The following is a 22,659-nucleotide window of genomic DNA, read 5'->3' on the forward strand; positions in this document are numbered from 1 at the left end:
CCCCCCGTCCGCGGTCCGCCGGGCAGCCTTCCGCCGTTCCCGGCCGGCGCCGCCGGCTGCTGGTACTGGCGATCTGCTGTCTGAGCCTGTTCATCGTCGGGCTCGACAACACCGTGGTGAACATCGCCCTCCCGGCGATCCAGAAGGACCTCGACGCCCCGGCCTCCGGGCTGCAGTGGATCATCGACGCCTACACCCTGGTGCTGGCCTCGCTGCTGATGCTGTTCGGCTCGGTGGCCGACCGGTTCGGCCGGCGCCGGGTGTTCCAGACCGGCCTGCTGCTCTTCGTGCTCGGCTCACTGCTCTGCAGCCTGGCGCCGAGCCTGGAGTGGCTGGTGGTGTTCCGCGCGGTGCAGGCCGTCGGCGGCTCGATGCTCAACCCGGTGGCGATGTCGATCATCACCAACACCTTCACCGAGCCGAAGGAACGGGCCCGGGCGATCGGCATCTGGGGCGGCGTGGTCGGCATCTCGATGGCGCTCGGCCCGCTGCTCGGCGGCTTCCTGGTGAACGGCGCCGGCTGGCCGTCGATCTTCCTGATCAACGTCCCGGTCGGCCTGGTCGCCTGCCTGCTGACCGCCCGGTACGTCCCCGAGTCGCGCGCGCCGCGGGCCCGCCGGCTGGACCCGGTCGGCCAACTGCTGATGGTGGCGCTGCTCGGCTGCGGCACCGCCGCGATCATCGAGGGCCCCGAGCACGGCTGGACGTCCCCGCTGATCGTGGCCCTCGCCGTGACCGCGCTGGCCGCGCTGGTGGCCTTCCCGTTCTGGGAGCGGCGGGTCGCCGAACCGCTGGTCGACCCGCGGTTCTTCCGCAGCGCGCCGTTCACCGGCGCCACCGTCACCGCCGTCTGCGCCTTCGCCGCGCTCGGCGGCTTCCTCTTCCTCAACACCCTCTACCTGCAGGACGTCCGCCACTACAGCCCGGTCGAGGCGGGCCTGTGGACGCTGCCGATGGCCGGGATGATGCTGGTCTGCGCGCCGCTCTCCGGCCGCATCGTCGGCGGCCGGGGCCCGCGCGGCCCGCTGGTCGCGGCCGGCCTCGGGCTCGCCGCCAGCGGCCTGCTGCTCACCCGGCTGGCCGCGGACTCCCCGGCGTCCCTGCTGCTGGTCGCCTACGCGCTGTTCGGCTTCGGCTTCGGCATGGTGAACGCGCCGATCACCAATGCCGCCGTCTCGGGCATGCCGCGTGCCCAGGCGGGCGTGGCGGCGGCGGTGGCCTCGACCAGCCGGCAGGTCGGCCAGTCGCTCGGCGTCGCGGTGATCGGCACCGTGGTCACCTCGGCCGTGGCGGGCCCGCTCGCCACCGGCTTCGCCCCGGCCAGTCACGCCGGCTGGTGGATCGTGACCGGCCTCGGCGCCGCCATCCTCGTCCTCGGCCTGGTCACCACCAGCGCCTGGGCCACCGGCACCGCCGCCCGGGTGGCCGCCCGCCTCGGCGGCGAACCGCCCGCCGTCATGGCCGGCGTACGGGAGGCCCCGCCCGAGCGGCTACCATGACCACTACGGCGGAAGAGCCGGCCGGGCGGTCGCGACGGGTCCTCAGGGCCCGCCGAGGAACGTCCGGGCTCCACAGAGCAGGGTGGTGGGTAACGCCCACCCGGGGTGACCCGCGGGACAGTGCCACAGAAAACAGACCGCCCACCGCTTCGGCGATGGGTAAGGGTGAAACGGTGGTGTAAGAGACCACCAGCGACCGGGGTGACCCGGCCGGCTCGGTAAACCCCACCTGGAGCAAGGTCAAGATCGGTGCCCTCGGGCACCGTGCGCGGATGTCCGAGGGCTGCTCGCCCGAGTCCGCGGGTAGACCGCACGAGGCTGTCGGCAACGGCAGCCCTAGATGGATGGCCGCCTCCCCAGGCCGCGCAAGCGGCCCGGGAGACAGAACCCGGCGTACAGGCCGACTCTTCCGTCCTCAGGCGTGGCGAAGGCCCGCCGGTCCGCTCAGCGGGCCGGCGGGCCTTTCTCCGTCTCCCCGTTTTTTGTCTCTTCGTCCGCCCGACGGCTCAGGCGGGGTGGGCGCCGACCGCGTCGCGGATCTGCTCGCCGAGGCCGCCGTTGACGCGGGCGCAGTTGGCGCAGCAGAAGAACCGGCCGGCCACCTCCACGCCGTGGCCCACGATCCGGACCTGGCACTGCTCGCAGCGCGGCGCGAGCTTCTCCATCGCGCACTCGAAGCTGTCGAAGGTGTACACGTCGCCGGTGATGGTCTTGATCTCGAAGGCGAGCCAGTAGTCGTTGCCGCAGGTGACGCAGATGGCCATGGTGGCCGTCTCCCTTCCGGTGGGGGCTGAACGACCGGTCGGGCGCTCAGCCCTTCCCAGTGTCGGAGCGGCCTCCGGGGGCGGCCACTCGGCCGCACCCGCCCGGGAGGCTCAGGCGGACCGACGTACCGGGGCCGGGCCGCCGGGAAGGCTCAGACGGACCGGGCCGAGAGCTCCTCCAGTGCCCGGACCGCCCGGTCGGCGTCCTCGACGCCGACGAACAGGTGGTCGTGGTGGAAACCGGCCACCACGTTGCAGCTGATCCCCTCCTCGGCCAGTCGCCCCGCCACGGCGGCGGTCAGGCCGACGGCCTCCAGCGCCGAGTGGATCTGCAGCGTGATCCAGGCGGCCACGTACTCGTAGCGCAGGCCGAGCGCGTCCGCCTCCTCCTGCGTCACCACCACCGTCACCCCCTCGGGCTCGGCGACCGTCACCACCGGCCGCATCCCGGCGGGCACCTTCGCGGGCAGCGTGCAGTAGACGTACCGCCCCGGGTTGAGCTGCGGGCGCATCCCGCGCAGCAGGGTCGCAAGGTCTCGTTCACCGGCCATGCCCGCCACCGTAGCGGCTGGGCCTGCGCCCGCACGGGTCGCCGGCCGACGTGTCGGAAAGCGTTGACGAGCGACAGTCACCGATATATCGTCGAGTTATCGAGACAGTTACTCGACTGTCCGAACGATCGACAGACCAATCATGTGGAGGTGGGCGCCATGCGCTCAGGACGACGATTTCGTGAGGAGGCCCCGCGCGGCGGCAGGCGCCGTGGGCCGGGTTCGGAGTTCGGGGGGACGCCCGGGGAGGGCTTCGAGGGTCGGAGGGCGTTCGGCCCCTTCGGCCCGCCGCCGTTCGGGCCCGGACGCCCGATGGGCGGGCCGTTCGGCGGCTTCGGCGGGCACGGGGGCCGTGGCCACGGTCCGCGCGGCCGACGCGGCGGGCGGGCCCGGCGTGGGGACGTGCGTGCCTCGCTGCTGGCGCTGCTCAAGGAGCGGCCGATGCACGGCTACGAGATGATCGCGGAGATCGCCGAGCGGACGGGCGGGGCCTGGCGGCCGAGTCCGGGCTCGATCTACCCCAATCTCCAGCTGCTGGAGGAGGAGGGCCTGATCACCGCTGAGGAGGTCGGCGGCAAGCGGCTGGTCTCGCTCACCGAGGCGGGCCGGGCCGAGGCCGAGGCGGGAGTGGCCGAGCCGTGGGCGGAGGCCGGCCGGGAGGTCGACTGGGAGGCCGTCCAGGAGGTCGGCCAGGCGCTCGGCGCGGTCGACCAGGCGATCCGGCAGGTCATGACGACGGGCACGGAGGCGCAGCGCGCCAAGGGCCTGGCCGTGCTGAACGAGGCCCGCAAGAAGCTGTACCTGATCCTCGCCGAGGATGCGTGACGGCTCAGGGGGGCCGGGAGGCGGACGGTGCTGCTGCTCAGGGGCGGACGGCGAACAGTGCCACGCACGCGAGCAGCAGTACCGCCCAGCCGAGCCAGAGCCAGCCGTTCGAGCCGATCGCCGCGCTGTAGACGCTGACCACCACCAGCAGTCCGGCGGTGACGGCGGCCACCTGCCGGTTGTGGTGCATCACCGCACGGGACTTCGTCCTGGGGTGGTGCCGTACGGTCTTCGCCATCGCCGTCCTCCCTGGGCAGGGCTCCCGAGGGGAGCGGTCGTCACCCGCGGGTGCGGGCGCTGGCCGCCTCGTCGAACTCGTAGTGCCAGTACCAGCGGAGACCCCGCTGCTGCTTGGCCCGGACGTACACCAGTGTGCGCGCGGGCGTGTCCCCGTGCGCGGGGACCGGCACCTTGTAGGTCTTGGGCACGCCGTAAATGGGCCCCAGCGGGATCGGCAGGATCCGGCCGTCCAGGGGTCCGCCGACGAATTCGGTGTCCGCGCTCTTCACCACACCAGGGTCTCACCCCGGCGCAGGTGGCCGGCGGGTGGCTTCCCGGCATCCGGCAGGTGAACGGCCGCCCGGGGCAGTCCGGGGGAGGGCTTGTGACGCGCAGGTGCCGGGAGTGTGACCGGGGAGGCACCGCCCCCGGTCATCCGAAGGCCCCGCGCACCCTTATCCTTCCTGTTACGCCCTCGGGGTTCACCCGGGTCAGCGGGCCCCGTACGGGCCGGGCAAGGCGCACATTCGTGTGCCGCCGGGTCGCCGAGCCGCAGCGTACGTGCTGCCGTGACTCCGTACCGTGACCCGGGCGTCGGCCGTCCGGCAATCCCGGCTCCGGCCGGCAGGGCGCGGACAGCAAGGCCGAGCACCACCCCGGGAAGCAAGCGGGGGGCGCTGTGCGTTGCGTCGGAGTGGTACGTCGAATGCTGTGTCACACCAGGCACGGCAGTGCGCGGAGAGGGGCCCGATGGAATCCGGCAGCAGGTGGACGACCTGGTGGCAGAAGCGTGACCGTCAGCGGGTGCGGCCGGCCGACGCGGACAGCCCCGCCGCCAGACTGGATCAGCTGCTGGGCGCCGTGCGCGCCGGATTCCCGCTCGCGCCCGCCGCGCATCCGGCCGGCTACCGATGTTCCTGTGACCGGGTCGCCTGCCCGGCCCCTGCCCAGCATCCGGTCTCCTTCGCCTGGCAGACCCAGGCGACCACCGACCCGGAGCAGGTCGGCCGCTGGCTCTCCCGGGACCCTCAGGCCAACTTCATCACCGCCACCGGCCGCGCCCACGACGTGCTGGACGTGCCCGCCGAGGCCGGCCGGCTTGCCCTGGAGCGGCTCACCGCGCTGGGTGTCGAGGGCCCGGTGGCCGCCGTCGGCGAGGACCGCTACCTGTTCTTCACCGCCACCCGGGGCACCCCGGTGGACGAGGACGAGTGGTGGCCGAGCGCCCTCGACTCCACCCCGGACACCATGTCCGAGCACCCCGGCCTGCGCTGGCACTGCCGCGGCTCGTACACCCTGCTGCCCCCGGCCGCGCTGCCGGACGGCTCCGAGGTGCGCTGGCTGCGCGGGCCCGAGCAGCCCCTGCCGGACCCGCTGCGCGTCCTGGACGTGCTGACCGACGCCTGCACCGAGGTGGGCGCGGTCGCCGAGGAGCAGTGGCTGATCGGCTGACCGCTGTTCGCCCGCTCGCCTCCGGGGCGCTTCGATCCGATGCCGACGGTCGGCGCTCGAACGCCGCTCGTTCCTCACGGCGTCCTCGCTTCTCCCTTGCGACACCGGCGCGCCCCTTCGGCTCGGGGCGGGGCGCCCCGGGTGGTTACGGCAGGGTGAGGATCTCCGCGCCGTCCGCCGTGACGACCAGGGTGTGCTCGAACTGGGCGGTCCGCTTGCGGTCCTTGGTGACGACGGTCCAGCCGTCCGCCCAGATCTCGTAGTCGTAGGTGCCCAGCGTCAGCATCGGCTCGATGGTGAAGGTCATTCCCGGCTTGATCACCTCGGTGGCCCGCTCGCTGTCGTAGTGCGGGATGATCAGGCCGGAGTGGAACGACGTGTTGATGCCGTGCCCGGTGAAGTCCCGCACCACGCCGTAGTCGAAGCGCTTCGCGTAGGACTCGATGACCCGGCCGATCACGTTGATCTGGCGGCCGGGCTTGACCGCCTTGATGGCCCGGTTGAGCGACTCGCGGGTCCGCTCGACCAGCAGCCGCGACTCCTCGTCCACGTCGCCGCAGAGGTAGGTGGCGTTGAGGTCGCCGTGCACCCCGTGGATGTAGGCGGTGGCGTCGATGTTGACGATGTCGCCGTCCTGCAGCACGGTCGAGTCCGGGATGCCGTGGCAGATCACCTCGTTGATCGAGGTGCAGATCGACTTCGGGAAGCCCCGGTAGCCGAGGTCGGACGGGTAGGCGCCGTGGTCGCACATGTACGCGTGGGCGACGGCGTCCAGCGCGTCCGTGGTGACCCCGGGCGCGATCAGCTTCGCGGCCTCCGCCATCGCCTGCGCGGCGATCCGGCTCGCGATCCGCATCTTCTCGATCGTCTCGGCGCTCTGCACCTCGGGCCCGGTGTACGGCGCCGGCGCAGGCCGCCCGACATACTCGGGACGCGCGATGTGCGCCGGGACCTTGCGGGTGGGGGACTGGATGCCGGGTACGAGAGCCATGGCCGCGAGTCTATCCGCCGCCCCTGCCCCGCCCGGGGGCGTGCAGGACACCCCGGGCCGGGGAATGATCAGTACCGACGTACCCCGCCGAACGGGAGTGACCGCCATGCCCCTGGGATTCCACCGCAAGCCGACCGGCAAGCCGGGCGAGTGGTTCTACTGCATCAAGCACGCCAAGGTGGAGGAGGGCCCCGAGTGCCCCGCCAAGGACCGCCTCGGCCCTTATGCCACCCGCGAGGAGGCGGCGCACGCGCTCCAGCTCGCCGACGAGCGCAACCGCGAGTGGAAGAGCGACCCGCGCTGGAGCGACAGGCCGACGGACGACCAGGCCGAGTAGGCGTCAGCGGCCCTGGGGGCCGAGGTACTTCGCGCTGGTGAGCGGGGCGAGCACCTGCCAGCCGAGCGAGGTGTAGAGGGCGTGGCCGTCCGGGGTGCCGGCGAGGACGCCGGTCTGGGCGCCCTGCTCGAACGCCGCGGTGGCGAGCACCCGCATGACCAGGCTGCCGAGGCCTCGGCGGCGGTGTTCGGCGGAGGTCTCGATCTGGTCGACGACGGCGGTCGCGCCGAGGGGGACGGTCTGGCCGCGGGCCGCCAGCGCGCCGCCGGCGTCGGTCACCAGGGTGCGGACCACGCCGCCGCGGGTCCAGGTGCGCAGGCGGTAGCCGTCGGGGGCGGTCAGCCGGTGGGCGGGGGCCGGGGCCAGCGGGACGGTCATCAGGTAGCCGGGCTCGTCGTCGATCCACCAGTCGGGCCCGAGCCAGGGGGCGACGACGGTCGGGTCCGCGAAGATCTTGAGCCACGTCCCGTCGGCGCGGACGGCGCCGGCGACCTTGCGGACGTCGGCCTCCCGTACGGCGTCCCCGGTGGCGTCGAGGACGTGCCGGGTGACGTGGCCGGTGAGGCCGACGTCCACGGTGTACCCCCACGGCTCGACGACGGGCGGCGCCGCAAGTCGCGACACTATCCACCCGTCGACCCAGCTGCGGACGACGTTCTCCGTCGTGATCTCCAGCATGGCCACCCCTCCGTCCGGACGATCCGATGGAGGAAGAGTAATAGGTCTAGCCGCGACACGCCACTTACCTTCGAGCTGCCGCCTCCGCCCGCACGCCTCAGCGGGCGCCCTACCAGCGGTTGATCGCCGGCCCCGCGGTGAGCCGCCCGGCGAGGTCGGCCAGCCGGCCGAGCGCCGAGCGGCGGGCCGCGGGCTCCCCGGCGGCCGCGCTGACCAGGTGCTGGGCGAGGTCGAACGGCTCCTCCTCGGCGGTGCCGACGGCCAGCCGCTCGTGCGCCAGGCCCGCCAGGTCGGCCGGCCCGGCGGCGCCGTCCAGGGCGAGCACCGTCGCCCCGCCGCGCCGGGCGTCGTGCACCCGCTCCAGCAGCCCCGCCCCGGCCGCCGCCGGGGCCACCACCAGCACGGTCGCCCCGCGCCCGGCCCCGGCCAGCCGTCGCAGGCCGTGCGCCAGGTGGTCCGGGGCTCCGGCGGGCACCCGGTGCCGAAGCAGGGTCGGCGCCAGGCGGGGGACGCCCGACCAGGCGGCCTCGTCCTCCAGGTGGGCGGCCAGGTGCCAGGGCTCGTACGCCTCGGTGCCGACCAGCAGCAGCCCGTCCGCGCCGCGCCGGTCGACCGCATGCCGCAACGAGCCCGCGAAGCCGCCGACCGCCTCCAGCCAGCCCGTACCGGCCAGCCGCTCCCGGAGTGCCGAAACTCTCATCGCGTCCATGCGGCACAGAATGTCGCGGCGGGCCCGGCATTTGGCAGGATCGGCCCATGACTTCCCTCGATTCAGCGACAAACCCGGCCCACGAGCTGCCGGACGTCTCGCAGCTGGTGGTCGGTGTCCTCGGCGGCACCGGCGACCAGGGGCGGGGGCTCGCCCTGCGGCTGGCCAAGGCCGGCCAGCAGGTGATCATCGGCTCGCGCGACGCCTCCCGCGCCGAGGCCTCGGCGGCCGAACTCGGCCTCGGCGTGCGCGGCGCCGACAACGCGACCACCGCGCGGGAGAGCGACATCGTGATCGTCGCCGTCCCCTGGGACGGGCACGCTGCCACCCTCTCCGCCCTGCGCGAGGAGCTGGCCGGCAAGATCGTGGTGGACTGCGTCAACCCGCTCGGCTTCGACAAGCAGGGCGCGTACGCGCTGGTGCCGGAGGAGGGCAGTGCCGCCCAGCAGGCCGCCGCGCTGCTGCCGGACTCCCGGGTCACCGCCGCTTTCCACCACCTTTCGGCGGTGCTGCTCCAGGACGAGACCGTCGAGCAGATCGACACCGACGTGATGGTGCTCGGCGAGGAGCGCGCCGCCACCGACATCGTGCAGGCGCTGGCCGGCCGGATCCCGGGGATGCGCGGCATCTTCGCGGGCCGGCTGCGCAACGCCCACCAGGTGGAGTCGCTGGTCGCCAACCTGATCTCGGTCAACCGGCGGTACAAGGCCCACGCCGGCCTGCGGATCACCGACGTCTGAGCCGGTCACCGAGCCGGTACCCGGGGTAGCGCCCCGGGACGCGCCGGCCGCCGGTCTCACCCCTGGACCAGGTCCGGGGGTGAGGTCGGCGACAATGGGGGCCGACCGTCAGCCCGCGCTAGGAGCCCCCGCCATGCCCCGCACGTCCCTCTTCGCCTCGATCGTCGTCGTCCTCGCGCTGGCCGCCGGTGTGGTCTCGCTGACCCAGGGCTTCTGGTGGGGCCTGATCTGGATCCCGATGGCGGGCGTCGCCAGCAACGTCCTCTGGCTGAACCTGCGCCGCGAGAAGCTCGCGAAGGCCGCCGCCGAGCGGGCCGGCCAGAACGCCTAGTTCCTCTAGTTCTTCCAGAACGAGAACAGGTACCGGCCGAGGGTCGCGTAGTCCGCGTCCGCGCCGAACAGGCCCATCAGGCCGTACACCGCGTCGAAGAAGAATCGGTTCACCTCGGGCTGCCAGAGCAGCGCGAAGACCGCCAGCATCCCGTACGGGGCGAACGGCTCGACCGCGCGCCGGGTCTTGTACGACAGCCAGGGCTCGATGATCCCGTAGCCGTCCAGGCCGGGCACCGGCAGCAGGTTCAGCAGGGCCGCGCTCAGCTGGAGCAGCCCGAGGAAGCCCAGCGCGCCGGAGAACGGCGAGACGGTCAGCTCGTAGCCGTTCCACTCGGCGTGCACCGACGGGTCGTCCAGCCAGCCCGCGCCGATCGGGATCAGCAGCACCGCCGCGCAGAGCAGGTTGACCAGCGGGCCGGCCGCCGAGATCAGGCTGTGCTTGAGCCGGCCGTTGATCCGGTGGCGCTCGATCCAGACCGAGCCGCCGGGCAGGCCGATGCCGCCGAGGATCACGAACACGATCGGCAGCACGAAGCTGAGCAGGATGTTGGTGTACTTGAGCGGGTTGAGCGTCAGGTAGCCCTTGGCGCCGACGGTGAGGTCGCCGCCGTGCAGCGCGGTGCGCGCGTGCGCGTACTCGTGCAGGCAGAGCGAGACCATCCAGCCCGCCACCACGAACAGGAACACCCCGAACGAGGCGTTTCCGTACCCCGAGTACACCGCCCAGCCGGACGTGGCGAGTATCGCGAGCAGCACCCAGAACACCGGGCTGATCCGGCGGTCCTCGCTGCGCGAGCGCTGCGTTGCGGCGAAGGTCATGGTGTGGGTGCTCCGGGTGTCTGGGGTGTGTCTCGGGTGTGGGTGTCCGGGATGGGGCAGGGACCGATCATGCCGGGCGGGTCCGTCGCCGGACAAGCCGTCCCGGGTGAACGTACGACGACCCGGCCCCGGTTCCGTGCCCCGGCACCGGACACCGGACACCGGAGCACCGGACAAGCGGAGCCCCGGCCCCCGACGCCGGCGGCGGCCCGGACAATTGTGCGTGGCGGCGGCGGCCATCGACCAGAATGGGCGGGTGCACTACGGCATCCTCGGGACCACCACGGCTCACCACGACGACGGCACGCCCGTCCCGCTCGGCGGGGCCCGGCTGCGGGCGCTGCTCGCCGCGCTGGTCCTGCGGCAGGGGCGGCCGGTGCCGGCCGACCTCCTGGTGGACGAGGTGTGGGACACCGAACCGCCGCAGGACGCCTCCGCTGCCCTGCAGACCCTGGTCGGCCGGCTGCGCCGCACCATCGGCCGCGACCGGGTCGGCTCCGGCCCGGCCGGCTACTGGCTGACCGAGTCGCGCACCGACCTCGGCGACTTCCAGCGGCTGGCCGGCGAGGGCCGGCGGGCGCTGGAGGAGGCCGACCACGCGCTGGCCGCCGAGAAGCTGCGGGCCGCCCTGGCGCTCTGGCGCGGCCCGGCGCTCGCCGACCTGCCAGACCGCAGCGGCCCCGCCACCCGGCTGGAGGCCCAGCGGGACGAGGCCTGCCGGCACCGGATCACCGCCGACCTCGGCCTCGGCCGGGCCGCCGAGCTGGTCGCCGAACTCGCCGGGCTCTGCGAACAGCAGCCGCTGGACGAGCCGTTGCAGTACCTGATGGTCCGGGCGTTGCACGAGAGCGGGCGCAGCGCCGAGGCGCTGCGCCACTACGAGCGGACCAGACGTGTCCTGGCGGACGAGCTGGGCGTCGACCCGGGCCGACAACTCCAGGCCATCTACGCGGAGTTGCTGTCCCCCGTGGCGCCGATCGAGCCTTCGGTGCGCGAGCAGGCGCCGGCGCCGGCCCCATTGCCGCGCAGTGCGGGCAACCTGCGTGGGCGGCTGACCAGCTTCGTCGGCCGGGAGGGCGATCTGGCCTCCCTGCGTGGCGCCCTGACCGGCAGCCGGCTGGTCACCCTGACCGGCCCCGGCGGCTCCGGCAAGACCAGGCTCTCGGTCGAGGCCGGCCGCGCCGAACAGGGCGCCGGGCGCTGGCCGGACGGCGTCTGGCTGGCCGAACTCGCCCCGTTGGAGAGCCCGGGAGCCGTCCCGGCGGCCGTGGTCTCCGCGCTCGGTCTGCGCGAGATCGTGCTGCACACCGGCAGCATGGTCGCCGAGGTGATGGAGAAGCGCGCCGAGGACCCGGTGCGCCGGCTGATCGAACACTGCGGCCACCGCCAGATGCTGCTGATCCTGGACAACTGCGAGCACCTGATCCAGGCCGCCGCCGATCTTGTCGACCGGCTGCTCGCCGAGTGCCCCGGCCTCACCGTCCTCGCCACCAGCCGGGAGCCGCTCGGCGTACCCGGCGAGACCGTCCTGCCGGTCGAGCCGCTGCCCGACCCGGTGGCGCTGCGCCTGCTCGCCGAGCGGGCCGCCGCCGCCCGCTCCGGTTTCGACCCGCAGAGCGACCCGGCGGCGTGCGCCGAGATCTGCCGACGCCTGGACGGCCTGCCGCTCGCCATCGAACTGGCCGCCGCCCGGCTGCGGGTGATGACCGCCCGCCAGATCGCCGACCGCCTGGACGGCCGGTTCACGCTGCTCACCGGCGGCAGCCGTACCCTGCTGCCGCGCCAGCAGACCCTGCGCGCGGTGGTCGACTGGAGCTGGGACCTCCTCGGCAAGCGCGAACGGGCGGTCCTGCGCCGGCTCTCGGTCTTCGCCGGCGGCTGGACGCTGGAGGACGCCGAGGCGATCTGCGCGGACGACGTCGAGGTGCCCCGTGAGGAGGTCGCCGACCAGCTGCTGTCGCTGGTCGACAAGTCCCTGCTGGTGGCCGACCTCGACGGCGAGGGGCTGCCGCGGTACCGGATGCTGGAGACCATCCACGAGTACGCGACCGAGCGGCTGGCCGAGTCGGCCGCCGAACGCAGCGCCACCGAGAGCCGTCACCTGGCGCACTTCCGCGAGCTGGTCAGCACCGCCGACCTGAGCGTCCACGGCCCGCAGCAGCTGCACTGGCTGGGGGTGCTGGCGCGCGAGCAGGACAACATCCGGGCCGCGCTGCGCCGCGCGGTCGACCTGCGGGACGAGGAGCAGGCGCTCGTGATCTCCCTCGGCATGAGCTGGTACTGGTCGCTGCGCGGCTTCAGCCTGGAGGCCCGCGGCTGGTACGAGGCGGCGGCCGCGCTCGGCCCGGACCCGTTCGATCCGGACGGCCCGGCGCCGGTGCCGCTGGAGCGGAACGTGCTCGCGTACGGCCTGCCGATGCCCGCGGGGGTCATCGAGGAAGCTCGCCGGCTGATCGTCCTGTACCGCCTGGCCGGGCTCTTCGAGGGCAGCCTGGAGATCCTCGGCGACCCGGTGGCGGCCGCCACCGCGCAGCGGCTGCTCGACGCCTATACCCCGGAGTTGCCGCAGTCCTACCGCTTCCCGGGGCTGATGCGGGTGTTCGGGACCTTCCTGGCCGGTCGCCTGGATCTGATGAAGGACCTGGTGGACGACGCGGTCCGCGGCTGCAAGGAGCACGGCGGGCCGAACGACCTGGCGTTCATCCTGCAGATCCGGGCCAAGATGATGAACGACTGGCCCGGTGGCGAGGAGCAGGGGGCCCGGGACGGAGAGGAGTCCCTGGAGCTGTACACCCAGGCCGGCAACCTCTGGGGGATCTCCCAGGCGCTGGCGGCCCGCGGCGAGTCGCTGGCCAACCGGGGCATGGCCGACGCGGCCGCCGCCGCGTACGAGCGGGCGATCGAGCTGGCCGAGGAGCTGGGCGCGCCGCATGAGGTGCCGATCCTGCAGGTGAGCCTCGGCGGTGCCGTGCTGGAGCGGGACATGGCGGAGGGCGAGCGGATCGTCCGGGACGCGATCGCCGGGATCGACGTTCCCGGGGCGAACCAGGCCACCACCGGCGCGCTGCTGTTCGGCCGTCTGACGCTCTGCGGCATCCACGCCCAGCGGGACGAGTACGACCAGGCGCTGGCCGAACTGGACAAGCTCGACAGGACCAGGGTCGGCGGCTTCGCCCCCGGGGTGGTCAGCGGGCTGCTGACCACCGCCCGGGGCTGGATCACGGCCCGCGCCGGCGAGCCGGACCAGGGGCTTGCCATGCTCCGCGACGGCCGGCGGCTGCTCAGCGCGATGGAGTCGGCATCCGGGTTCGCGGAGCAGATGACGGTCATGGTGGTCCCGGCCGTGGCCGGGGTGCTGCGCGCATTCGCCGAGCGGGACGGCGACCTGGAGCGGGCCCGGACGGCCGCCCGGCTGCTCGGCGCACACACCGGGCTGAACGGCCCGAAGGGCGGTTACCTGGACCGGGTGGAGCGCGATCGCGTGGCCGCCGCCCTGCGGAGCCTGTTGGGTGACGCCGCGTACGAGAGTGCCGTGGCCGCGGGCGAGGGCCTGACCTCGCAGCAGACCAAGGCCCTGCTGGACGACCTGATCGGCTGACCGGGGCCGGCCGGCCCTCCCGCGTCGGGGGGCCGGCCCTGCCGAGGGGTGAGCCGAAGGGCCGGCCGTCAGGCCCGGGGCCCGTCCCCGGCCCGGGGCCGACGGCCGGCCCGGTCATGGCACGCGCGGCCTCAGGTCCGCTTGCGGAACCGGGCCACCGCGAGCGGCGCGAAGACCGCGGTGATGCCCACCGACCAGCCCAGCACGATGAGCACCGGGTGGGCCACCGCGCCCTCGCCGTTGAGCAGCGCCCGGCAGGCGTCGGCCAGCGCCGAGAGCGGGTTCACCCTGGTGAAGGACTGCAGCCAGCCCGGCATGGTGCTGGGCTGGGCGAAGATCGAGCTGCCGAACTGCATCGGCATCAGGACGAGCATGGACACCCCCTGGACGGCCTGGGCACTCTTCAGCGCCATGCCGAGCAGCATCGAGATCCAGACGATCGACATGCCGAACACCAGCGAGAGGCCGACTGCGGCCAGCAGCTCCAGCGGGCCGGTCCTGATCTCGAAGCCGAGGATCAGCGCGAAGCCGATCAGGATGGTGAAGGAGACCAGCGCGCGGAAGGTCTCCGCCATGATCTTGGAGAGCAGGACGGAGGACCGGCCGATCGGCAGCGTCCGGAACCGGTCCATCACCCCGGTCTGGAAGTCGCTGTTCAGCCCGGTGCCGACGGCCATCGCCAGGGTGAGGCCGGTCTGCCCGAGCATGCCGGGGATCAGGTACTGCTTGTAGGTGTCCTGGTCGCCGGCCATCGCGCCGCCGAAGACGTAGACGAACAGCAGGATGAAGATGACCGGCATCAGCACCGCGTCGAACATCGACTCCGGGTCCGCCTTGATCCGCATCAGGTTGCGGCGGGTCAGCGCGCCGATGTGCCGGAGGTTTCCGGCCAGGCCGATCCGGGTGTCCTCCACCCGGGTGGGGGAGACGGTTGCGGTGGTCATGCGACGGGCTCCTTGGCGAGGCTGGGGGTGGCTGCCACGGGTTCCGTGGCGGTCGCGGGCTTGCCGGTGATCGCGAGGAAGACCTCGTCCAGGCTGGGCACCTTGGTGTCGATCCCGGCTATCGCGAAGCCTCGGGTGCCGAGCACCCCGATCACGGCGGTGAGCTGGTCCTCGCCGGTGATCGGCACCGAGAGCAGCCCGGTGTCGGCGGAGAAGGTGGCCTCGGCGATGCCGGTCTCCTGCAGGCAGCGGGCCATCCCGGGCAGTTCGGCCGGGTGGGCCGGGCGGACCTGCAGGGTCTGGCCGCCGACCTGGGCCTTGAGTTCCGTCACGCCGCCGGCGGCGATCACCCGGCCCCGGTCGATGACGGTCAGCTCGTCGGCGAGCTGCTCGGCCTCCTCCATGTACTGGGTGGTGAGCAGCACGGTGGAGCCCTCGGCGACCATTCGCTGCACCTCGTCCCAGACCTCGTTGCGGGTGCGCGGGTCCAGGCCGGTGGTGGGTTCGTCCAGGTAGAGCACCCGGGGGCGGCCGATCATGCTGGCGGCCAGGTCGAGGCGGCGGCGCATGCCGCCGGAGTAGGTCTTGGCGACGCGCTTGGAGGCCTCGGTGAGCGAGAAGCGCTCCAGCAGCTCGGCGGCGCGGGCCTTGGCGTCCTTGCGGGAGAGGTCGAGCAGCCGGCCGATCAGGTAGAGGTTCTCGTACCCGGAGAGCATCTCGTCGACGGAGGCGTACTGGCCGGTGAGGCCGATGGTGCGACGCAGCTGCTTGGGCTGGCGCAGGACGTCGTAGCCGCCGACGAAGGCGGTGCCGGCGTCGGGCTTGATCAGGGTGGAGAGGACGCGGACCAGGGTCGTCTTGCCGGCGCCGTTGGGGCCGAGGACGCCGAGCACGGTGCCCTCGCGGACGGTGAGGTCGACCCCGTCCAGGGCCTTGGTGGCGCCGTAGTGCTTGACGATGCCGCGGACCTCCACGGCGTTGCCCGTGGCGGGCCCCCGGTCGTTCGGGGCGGTGGCGATGCGTGTCATGCCTCCAGGCTGTCCGGCCCCGCTGTCAGCGGGCTGTCACCGCCCGGCCGGTGCCGCCGGCCCGGTGCCGTCCCGCTGTCATCCTGCTGTCGCGCCGCTGACAGCAGCCCGGTCGGCAGCCCGGCCGGGCAGCGGGCGGGGCACGCCAAAGGCCCCGCTCCGGCCGGGAGCGGGGCCCTGTCCTTCCGTCAGTGGAAGGTGTGCTCGGGCGCCGGGAAGGCGCCGGACTGCACGTCCTCGGCGAACGCGCGGGCGGCCTCGCCGAGGACGGCCCGCAGGTTGGCGTACTGCTTGACGAACTTCGGCACCCGGCCGGCCGTCATGCCGGCCATGTCGGTCCAGACCAGTACCTGGGCGTCGGTGTCCACGCCCGCGCCGATGCCGACGGTCGGGATCGACAGCTGTTCGGTGACCTGCGCGGCCAGCTCGGCGGGCACGGCCTCCAGGACGACGGAGAAGGCGCCGGCCTGCTGGACGGCCTTGGCGTCGCGCAGCAGCTGGTGCGCGGCCTCGTCGCCGCGGCCCTGGACGGGGTAGCCGCCGAAGGCGTGCACGGACTGCGGGGTGAGGCCGATGTGCGCCATCACCGGGATGCCGGCCTCGACCAGCAGCTCGATCGAGCGGGCGCTGCGCTCGCCGCCCTCCAGCTTGACCGCGCCGACCCCGGCCTCCTTCATCAGCCGGGCGGCGTTGTGCATGGCCTGCGCGGGGGACTCCTGGTAGGAGCCGAACGGCAGGTCGGCCACGATCATGGCCCGCTTGGTGCCGCGGACGACGGCGGCGGAGAGCATCACCATCTGATCCATGGTCACCGGCACGGTGGTCTCGTAGCCGAGGTGGCAGTTGCCCGCCGAGTCGCCGACCAGCAGGACAGGGGTGCCGGCCTCGTCGAAGACGCCCGCGGTGAGGGCGTCGTAGGCGGTCAGCATCGACCACTTCTCGCCGCGCTGCTTGGCGGCGGCGAGGTCGCGGACGGTGACGCGGCGGTTGGTGACCCCGCCGTAGAGCGTGGCGGTCGACGCCTGGTTCTGGGCAGGCGAAGGCGAAGAAGCGTTCATCGAACAGGCTCCTGAAGGGTTGTCGTCTCGTGGCGCCGTGTGGCGTCCCCGGATCACCTCCATGCTTGCACGCCCCGGCACAGCCGCAAAGAGGCGTGCCGCAGGTGCGGTGCGATCTGCGGCACACCGGCCACCGGGGGGAGGTCTTTGCCCACGCGTTACGAAACGGGCTCGTCTCGTATCGAAAATCGCGCTACGCTGACCCGGGGGTTACGAGACGCTTGCGGCTCGGAAATGCCCGCCAGTGTCACGCCACCACGGACGGGAACCACAATGACCACCGCAGTCGCGCCACCTCGCGTGCCGGAAGCCATCCACCGCCGGCGCTGGGCGATCCTGGGCACCCTCGTGCTCGCCCTGCTCGTCGTCGTCCTCGACAACTCGATCCTCAACGTCGCGATGAAGACCATCGCGTCCCCGGCGCCCACCGGCCTCGGCGCCAGCCAGAGCGACCTGGAATGGTCGATCAACTCGTACACCCTGGTCTTCGCCGGGCTGCTGTTCACGGCCGGCCTGTTCGGCGACCGCTTCGGCCGCAAGCGCTCCCTGCTGGCCGGCATGGTCGTCTTCGGCATAGCCTCGCTGCTCTCCGCGCTGGCCGCCTCGCCCGGTGAACTCATCGGCTACCGCGCCCTGATGGGCGTCGGCGGCGCGCTGGCGATGCCCGCGACGCTGGCCATCATCATGAACGTCTTCGAGCGCTCCGAGCAGCCCAAGGCGATCGGCATCTGGGCCGGCGCGGTCGGTCTGGCCATCGCCATCGGCCCGATCACCGGTGGTCTGCTGATCGAGCACTTCTGGTGGGGGTCGGTCTTCCTGGTCAACGTGCCGATCGTGATCGTCTCGGTGATCGCGATGGTGCTGCTGGTGCCCGAGTCCAAGGACCCGAACCCGGGCCGGCTCGACCCGGTCGGCGTGCTGCTCTCGATCATCGGCCTGGTCGCGTTGATCTACGGCATCATCAAGGGCGGCGAGCTGGCCGACTTCACCGCCGCCGGTGCCTGGGTGCCGATCCTGATCGGCGTGGCGGCACTGGCCGCCTTCGTCTGGTTCGAGCGCCGTACCGCACACCCCGCACTGGACGTCAGCTGGTTCCGCGACAAGGTGTTCAGCGCCTCCGTGGTCGTCGTCGGCGTGGTCTTCTTCGCGCTGATGGGCGTCTCCTTCTTCGGCGTCTTCTACACCCAGAGCGTGCGCGGCTACAGCGCGCTCCAGGCCGGTCTGCTGATGCTGCCGCTGGCCGTCGCCCAGCTGATGTTCGCGCCCCGGGCCCGGCTGGTCGTCGACCGCTTCGGTGTCAGCGTCACCTGCGCCGGCGGCATGGCTCTGATCGCGGTCGGCTTCCTCGGCTACCTGATGCTGGACGCGACCACCCCGATCTGGATCCTGGTGGTGCTCGGCTTCCTGATGGGCGCCGGCATGGCGCACGTCATGCCGCCGGTGACCGTCGCGATCATGGGCTCGCTGCCGCGCGAGAAGGCCGGTGCGGGCTCGGCGGTCAACAACACCTTCCGGCAGGTCGGCGGCTCGCTCGGGGTCGCCGTGCTCGGCGCGGTGCTCTCCACCGTCTACCGCGACGGCATGGCCGACAAGCTGGACCAGCTGCCGACCGAGGCGCTGCGCGAGAAGGCGGGGGAGTCCCTGGAGGCCACCCTGGCCGTCGCCGACAGGCTCGGCCCGCAGGGCGCCGCGCTGATCGGCCCGGCCAACGCGTCCTTCATCGACGCCATGCACGTGGTGGCCGGGCTCTCCGCCGGCATCACCGTGGTCGGCGCGCTGCTCGCCTGGTTCCTGCTCCCCGGCCGGATCCCGGCGGGCAGCCCCGGCGGCGCGCCGGGCGGCGCGCCCTCCGTGGAGAAGGCGGTCGGTCCGGCACGCGAGACCGAGGCCGCCGGCGCCTGATCCGGCCGCAGGCGCCTGACCTGCGACCGGGCCGCTACCGAGGTGCGACCGAGGTGCGACCGTGCTGCGCGACAATGGGGGCCCTGTCCGTCCGGCGAGTCCGGACGGACAGGGCCGTCGTCCGCACCGAGGCTCTCACCGGCCCGGCCGGCGGACGACAATCGGGAGTGGGAACGGCGCCTCGCGCCCGCAAGATCCAGGGAGAAGAGCGGGGATGAAGACGGACACCACGGCCGCGCCGGACTGCACCAATCCACGGCGGGGCCGCCCGCGCAGTGAGGCCGCCGAGCAGGCCATCTTCGCCGGGGTGGAGGAGCTGATGGCGGCCGGCACCAGCCTGTCCGAGCTGACCATCGAGGGCATCGCCACCGCCGCCGGCGTCGGCAAGGCCACCATCTACCGCCGCTGGCCCAACAAGGAGGCCCTGCTGGTCGACATGGTCAGCCGGCTGGAGGCCCCGCTGCCGACGCCGACCGGCGGTAGCGCGCGGGACGAGCTGGTCGCGATGATCGAGTACATGCGGTTGCGCGGCCTGGCCAAGCGCACCCGCTGGGTGCTCAAAGCCGCGCTCAGCCAGATGCAGGGCCTCCCGGAGCTGAACAGCGCGTACCGCGAGCGGGTGATCATGCCGCGGCGCCAGCTGGCGCGAGAGGTGATCCAGCGCGGCATCGACGAGGGCGAGCTCCGGTCCGACCTCGACGAGGAACTGCTCGGCGACCTGCTGCTGGGCCCGATCCTCTACCGCAGCATCCTCTGGGACGACTCCGACCTGGAGGACCCCGAGCTGGCCACCCGGATGGTCGACGCCCTGCTCCAGGGCCTGGCCGGCCCGGCCGCCCGGGGCTGACCGGGGCTGACCGGACAGTTCCGGAGCCCTTCGTTCCGGAACTGTCCGGTCCGGCTCCTTGCGGGCCCCTTTCGGCCGCCCCGGCGTGGCCTGGCTCACCAAACCGGGCCACGCCGGAACCCGCTCCACCGGCCCCGCGTCTGTCCCGGCATAGGCTGAGCCGGGAATCCGATCAAACCGGCACCAGTCCGGCACCATGCCCGCCCACCGGCGGCGTCGTGCGCCGGACCGGCAGGCGGGACGAACGACGGGAGCCACGGCATGGCGCAGGCGGACAGGGCGGACCGGGCGGGGGCACCGGCGGCGGAGGGCAGCGGCCCGGCCACCGCCGACGGCGCCGGCGACCGTCCTGACGGCCGCGGCGACCGTCCTGAGGTCCCCGGTGGCCCGGCCGACCCGGGCTCCCGGAGCTCTGGCAGCTCTGGCAGCTCGGGCTCCTCCGGGGCGGGCTTCCTGGGCCTGCGCGACTGGGGCCGGGACGGCCGGGGCAGCACCACCTGGCGGCGCGGCCTGGTCGTCGCCGCCCTCGCCCTGTTCGCCGCGGCCCTGCTGGCCTTCCACGCCGAGGTGCCCAACGGCGTCGGCAACCTCGGCAGCCTGCTGGAGACCTTCCTGCCGTGGATCGGCCTGGCCGTCCCGGTCCTGCTGGTGCCCGCCCTGCTGCGCCGTTCCGCGACCGCCCTGGTCGCGCTGCTGCTGCCGGTGCTGATCTGGTTCAACATGTTCGGCGGCCTGCTCAGCGACAAGAGCGGCGGCGCCGGCGACTGGACGGTGGTCAGCCACAACGTGGCCGCAGCCAACACCGACCCGCAGGCCACGGTGAAGCTGCTGAAGGAGTCCGGCGCGCAGATCGTCGCCCTGCAGGAGCTGGCCGGCAGGCCGCTGCGCAGCTACGAGTCCGGGCTGGCCGACGCCTACCCGTACCACGCGGTGGAGGGCACCGTCGGCCTCTGGTCCAAGTACCCGATCAGCGGGGTCTCGGTGGTGGACATCAAGATGGGCTGGACGCGGGCCTTCCGCGCCCAGGTCACCACCCCGCAGGGCCCGGTCGCGGTGTACGTCGCGCACCTGCCCTCCGTCCGGCTGAAGGCCGAGGGCGGCTTCACCGTCAACCAGCGGGACGCCAGCGCGCAGGCCCTCGGCGACGCCATCCAGGCCGAGCAGCTGAAGAAGGTGCTGCTGCTCGGCGACCTCAACGGCACCATGAACGACCGCAGCCTGGCGCCGGTCACCTCGCAGATGCGCTCGGCCCAGGGCGCGGCCGGCGACGGATTCGGCTTCAGCTGGCCGGCGTCCTTCCCGATGGCCCGGATCGACCAGATCATGAGCAAGGGCGGTCTGCAGCCCACCGACTCCCGCACCCTGGGCCGGGACGGCAGCGACCACCTCGCGGTGGCCGCCACCTACAGGTACTAGCGAAAGGTGCCGGCGGTCAGCCCCGGCGCCACCGGTTGGTGATCGGGAGGCGGCGGTCCCGGCCGAAGCCCTTGGCCGAGATCTTCGGGCCCGGCGGGTACTGCCGCCGCTTGTACTCGGCGGTGTCGACCAGCCGGACCACCCGGTCCACCACCGCCGGGTCGAAGCCGGCCGCCACGATCGCGTCCCGGCCCTGGTCGCCCTCGACGTAGAGGTCGAGCACGGTGTCCAGCAGGTCGTAGTCGGGCAGCGAGTCGGTGTCCTTCTGGTCCGGCCGCAGCTCGGCGGACGGCGGCTTGCTGATCGTGTTCTCGGGGATCGGCGCCACCTCGCCGCGCCGCTCGGCCTCCTCGTTGCGCCAGCGGGCGAGGCGGAAGACCAGCGACTTGTAGACGTCCTTGATCGGCCCGAACGCGCCGACCGAATCGCCGTACAGGGTGGAGTAGCCGACCGCCAGCTCGCTCTTGTTGCCGGGCGCGAGCACGATGTGCCCCTCCTGGTTGGAGATCGCCATCAGCAGGGTGCCGCGCAGCCGGGACTGCAAGTTCTCCTCGGCCAGGCCGGTCAGCTCGGTGGCCGCCAGGTAGGCGTCGAACATCGGCGCGATCGACACCGTCCGGAAGTGCAGCCCGGTACGGCGGGCCAGCTCGGCGGCGTCGTCCCGGGAGTGCTGCGAGGAGTACCGGCTCGGCATCGAGACGCAGTACACGTTCTCGGCGCCGACCGCGTCCACCGCGATGGCCGCCACCAGGGCCGAGTCGATGCCGCCGGAGAGGCCGATCAGCACCGAGCGGAAACCGTTCTTGCGCACGTACGCCTGGGTGCCGGAGACCAGCGCGGCCCAGATCTCGGCCTCGTCCGAGACGCGGGGGGCCACCTCGGCCCTCACCGTCCCCCGGCCTTCGGCCGGGGGTGCCCCCACGGCGGGCGCGGGCAGCGGCTCGCCGCCCAGCTCGGTGCGGACCAGGTGCAGGCCGTCGCCGAGCAGCAGCCCGTCGGTGTGGTCGCTGCTCGCGGCCGGCAGCTCCAGGTCGAGGACGAGCAGGTGCTCCTCGAACTGCGGGGAGCGGCCCAGCACCTCGCCGTCCGCGCCGACCACGATCGAGTCGCCGTCGAAGACCAGCTCGTCCTGGGCGCCGACCATGTTGACGTACGCCAGCGGGCAGCCCGCCTCGACGGCGCGGCGCTGCACCAGCTCCAGCCGGACGTCGTCCTTGTTCCGCTCGTACGGCGAGCCGTTGATCACCAACAGCAGGCCGGCCCCGGCCTCGCGGGCGGCGGTCACCCGGCCGCCGTCCTGCCAGATGTCCTCGCAGATCGCCAGCGCGACGTCCACCCCGTGCAGTCGCAGTACCGGCAGCTGGTCGCCGGGGACGAACCAGCGGTACTCGTCGAACACGCCGTAGTTGGGCAGGTGGTGCTTGGCGAACCGGGTGACCACCTCGCCCCGGTACAGCACGGCCGCGCAGTTCTGCGGCGACCCGGCCGGGCGGCCGAACCGCGGCGAGGCGTGCTCGGAGCGGCCGAGGTAGCCGACCACCACCGGCAGCTCGCCCAGCCCCTCGGCGGCCAGCCGGCCGGCGAGCTCGACCAGCGCGGACCGGGAGGCCTCGACGAACGAACGGCGCAGGGCGAGGTCCTCCACCGGGTACCCGGTCAGGGCCATCTCGGGGAACGCGACCAGCTGGGCGCCCGCCTCGGCGGCCCGCTTGGTCCAGCGCACCACCTCATCGCTGTTGCGTGCGATGTCACCGACCCACGGGTCGGTCTGGCTCAGGGCGAGACGGAGATTGGGCATGTCTCGGAGTCTAATCGTCTATCTGACGCAATGTCTCGGTCGGGGGTCGCCACTGCCCTCGGAGCCGGTGATCCGCCATGATGGGGTCAGTCGCTTTCGGGTGGTTTCCGGGCGTAACACGAACGTAAAGAGCAGAGGTGAGACTGTCCCC

General features: G+C 73.1%; 22 protein-coding genes and 1 other RNA gene. 11 read left to right on the plus strand and 12 right to left on the minus strand.

Annotated features, from left to right (window positions below; translation table 11 throughout):
* Window positions 1-56: 56 nt before the first annotated feature.
* Window positions 57-1,499: an MFS transporter gene (locus tag ACZ6NC_RS03100; RefSeq protein WP_465728942.1), complete on the plus strand. Its 1,443-nt coding sequence runs from the start codon at window positions 57-59 to the stop codon at window positions 1,497-1,499.
* Between the two features lie 13 nt (window positions 1,500-1,512).
* Window positions 1,513-1,911: RNase P RNA component class A (rnpB, locus tag ACZ6NC_RS03105), an RNA gene on the plus strand.
* A gap of 94 nt (window positions 1,912-2,005) precedes the next feature.
* Here rnpB and ACZ6NC_RS03110 read toward each other — a convergent pair.
* The gene (locus tag ACZ6NC_RS03110) at window positions 2,006-2,263 is read right to left on the minus strand and encodes a Prokaryotic metallothionein (RefSeq protein ID WP_148645382.1); all 258 of its coding nucleotides are present in this window, start codon (window positions 2,261-2,263) and stop codon (window positions 2,006-2,008) included.
* Window positions 2,264-2,415: 152 nt separating this feature from the next.
* Window positions 2,416-2,814 (minus strand): ACT domain-containing protein, encoded by a 399-nt coding sequence (locus ACZ6NC_RS03115; RefSeq protein WP_465728380.1) that lies wholly within the window; start codon window positions 2,812-2,814, stop codon window positions 2,416-2,418.
* A gap of 159 nt (window positions 2,815-2,973) precedes the next feature.
* Between ACZ6NC_RS03115 and ACZ6NC_RS03120 the strand changes: the two genes are divergently transcribed.
* The gene (locus ACZ6NC_RS03120; protein ID WP_465728382.1) at window positions 2,974-3,639 is read left to right on the plus strand and encodes a PadR family transcriptional regulator; all 666 of its coding nucleotides are present in this window, start codon (window positions 2,974-2,976) and stop codon (window positions 3,637-3,639) included.
* Between the two features lie 37 nt (window positions 3,640-3,676).
* Here the strand turns inward: ACZ6NC_RS03120 and ACZ6NC_RS03125 are convergent, their stop codons facing one another.
* The gene (locus ACZ6NC_RS03125; protein WP_465728384.1) at window positions 3,677-3,877 is read right to left on the minus strand and encodes a hypothetical protein; all 201 of its coding nucleotides are present in this window, start codon (window positions 3,875-3,877) and stop codon (window positions 3,677-3,679) included.
* Between the two features lie 40 nt (window positions 3,878-3,917).
* The gene (locus ACZ6NC_RS03130) at window positions 3,918-4,067 is read right to left on the minus strand and encodes a hypothetical protein (protein WP_465728386.1); all 150 of its coding nucleotides are present in this window, start codon (window positions 4,065-4,067) and stop codon (window positions 3,918-3,920) included.
* A gap of 541 nt (window positions 4,068-4,608) precedes the next feature.
* Here ACZ6NC_RS03130 and ACZ6NC_RS03135 point away from each other — a divergent pair.
* On the plus strand, window positions 4,609-5,310 hold the full coding sequence (locus ACZ6NC_RS03135) for a bifunctional DNA primase/polymerase (protein WP_465728388.1): 702 nt from the start codon (window positions 4,609-4,611) through the stop codon (window positions 5,308-5,310).
* 145 nt (window positions 5,311-5,455) lie between these two features.
* On the opposite strand, the gene map is transcribed toward ACZ6NC_RS03135, so the two are convergent.
* The gene (gene map / locus ACZ6NC_RS03140; protein WP_465728390.1) at window positions 5,456-6,301 is read right to left on the minus strand and encodes a type I methionyl aminopeptidase; all 846 of its coding nucleotides are present in this window, start codon (window positions 6,299-6,301) and stop codon (window positions 5,456-5,458) included.
* A gap of 106 nt (window positions 6,302-6,407) precedes the next feature.
* On the opposite strand from map, the gene ACZ6NC_RS03145 reads away from it, so the two are divergent.
* Window positions 6,408-6,638 carry a hypothetical protein gene (locus tag ACZ6NC_RS03145; RefSeq protein WP_465728392.1) on the plus strand — a complete coding sequence of 77 codons (231 nt, stop codon included), beginning with the start codon at window positions 6,408-6,410 and terminating at the stop codon, window positions 6,636-6,638.
* Between the two features lie 3 nt (window positions 6,639-6,641).
* Here the strand turns inward: ACZ6NC_RS03145 and ACZ6NC_RS03150 are convergent, their stop codons facing one another.
* Window positions 6,642-7,316, minus strand: coding sequence for a GNAT family N-acetyltransferase (locus tag ACZ6NC_RS03150; protein WP_465728394.1), 675 nt, complete (start codon window positions 7,314-7,316; stop codon window positions 6,642-6,644).
* Window positions 7,317-7,425: 109 nt separating this feature from the next.
* Complete coding sequence (locus tag ACZ6NC_RS03155; protein WP_465728396.1) at window positions 7,426-8,025, minus strand: hypothetical protein; 600 nt, start codon at window positions 8,023-8,025, stop codon at window positions 7,426-7,428.
* Between the two features lie 47 nt (window positions 8,026-8,072).
* On the opposite strand from ACZ6NC_RS03155, the gene npdG reads away from it, so the two are divergent.
* Window positions 8,073-8,765 carry an NADPH-dependent F420 reductase gene (npdG, locus tag ACZ6NC_RS03160; RefSeq protein ID WP_465728398.1) on the plus strand — a complete coding sequence of 231 codons (693 nt, stop codon included), beginning with the start codon at window positions 8,073-8,075 and terminating at the stop codon, window positions 8,763-8,765.
* Window positions 8,766-8,898: 133 nt separating this feature from the next.
* Window positions 8,899-9,096 carry a hypothetical protein gene (locus ACZ6NC_RS03165; protein WP_465728400.1) on the plus strand — a complete coding sequence of 66 codons (198 nt, stop codon included), beginning with the start codon at window positions 8,899-8,901 and terminating at the stop codon, window positions 9,094-9,096.
* Between the two features lie 5 nt (window positions 9,097-9,101).
* Here ACZ6NC_RS03165 and ACZ6NC_RS03170 read toward each other — a convergent pair whose 3' ends face one another.
* Entirely contained in the window at window positions 9,102-9,917 is an 816-nt protein-coding gene (locus tag ACZ6NC_RS03170) for a site-2 protease family protein (protein WP_465728402.1), read from the minus strand.
* Between the two features lie 256 nt (window positions 9,918-10,173).
* Here ACZ6NC_RS03170 and ACZ6NC_RS03175 point away from each other — a divergent pair, with 256 nt between their 5' ends.
* The gene (locus ACZ6NC_RS03175; protein WP_465728404.1) at window positions 10,174-13,515 is read left to right on the plus strand and encodes an ATP-binding protein; all 3,342 of its coding nucleotides are present in this window, start codon (window positions 10,174-10,176) and stop codon (window positions 13,513-13,515) included.
* 131 nt (window positions 13,516-13,646) lie between these two features.
* Here ACZ6NC_RS03175 and ACZ6NC_RS03180 read toward each other — a convergent pair whose 3' ends face one another.
* From ACZ6NC_RS03180 to panB, 3 genes are all read right to left on the minus strand, one after another.
* A complete protein-coding gene (locus ACZ6NC_RS03180) occupies window positions 13,647-14,459 on the minus strand; it encodes an ABC transporter permease (protein WP_465728406.1) in 813 nt (270 codons plus the stop codon).
* Entirely contained in the window at window positions 14,456-15,487 is a 1,032-nt protein-coding gene (locus tag ACZ6NC_RS03185; protein WP_465728408.1) for an ATP-binding cassette domain-containing protein, read from the minus strand. Before ACZ6NC_RS03185 ends, ACZ6NC_RS03180 begins: the two co-directional genes overlap by 4 nt.
* Window positions 15,488-15,675: 188 nt before the next feature.
* The gene (panB, locus tag ACZ6NC_RS03190; RefSeq protein WP_465728410.1) at window positions 15,676-16,545 is read right to left on the minus strand and encodes a 3-methyl-2-oxobutanoate hydroxymethyltransferase; all 870 of its coding nucleotides are present in this window, start codon (window positions 16,543-16,545) and stop codon (window positions 15,676-15,678) included.
* A 273-nt stretch (window positions 16,546-16,818) separates the two neighbouring features.
* On the opposite strand from panB, the gene ACZ6NC_RS03195 reads away from it, so the two are divergent.
* The 3 genes from ACZ6NC_RS03195 (at window position 16,819) to ACZ6NC_RS03205 (ending at window position 20,710) form a co-directional block, all read left to right on the plus strand.
* Window positions 16,819-18,447, plus strand: a complete 1,629-nt coding sequence (locus ACZ6NC_RS03195) for a DHA2 family efflux MFS transporter permease subunit (RefSeq protein ID WP_465728412.1) — start codon at window positions 16,819-16,821, stop codon at window positions 18,445-18,447.
* A gap of 214 nt (window positions 18,448-18,661) precedes the next feature.
* Window positions 18,662-19,294, plus strand: a complete 633-nt coding sequence (locus ACZ6NC_RS03200; RefSeq protein ID WP_465728414.1) for a TetR/AcrR family transcriptional regulator — start codon at window positions 18,662-18,664, stop codon at window positions 19,292-19,294.
* A gap of 261 nt (window positions 19,295-19,555) precedes the next feature.
* Window positions 19,556-20,710, plus strand: a complete 1,155-nt coding sequence (locus ACZ6NC_RS03205) for an endonuclease/exonuclease/phosphatase family protein (protein ID WP_465728416.1) — start codon at window positions 19,556-19,558, stop codon at window positions 20,708-20,710.
* A 16-nt stretch (window positions 20,711-20,726) separates the two neighbouring features.
* Here ACZ6NC_RS03205 and ACZ6NC_RS03210 read toward each other — a convergent pair whose 3' ends face one another.
* Window positions 20,727-22,508: an NAD+ synthase gene (locus tag ACZ6NC_RS03210; RefSeq protein ID WP_465728418.1), complete on the minus strand. Its 1,782-nt coding sequence runs from the start codon at window positions 22,506-22,508 to the stop codon at window positions 20,727-20,729.
* Window positions 22,509-22,659: the final 151 nt, after the last annotated feature.

Source organism: Kitasatospora sp. NPDC041988 (assembly GCF_055588525.1).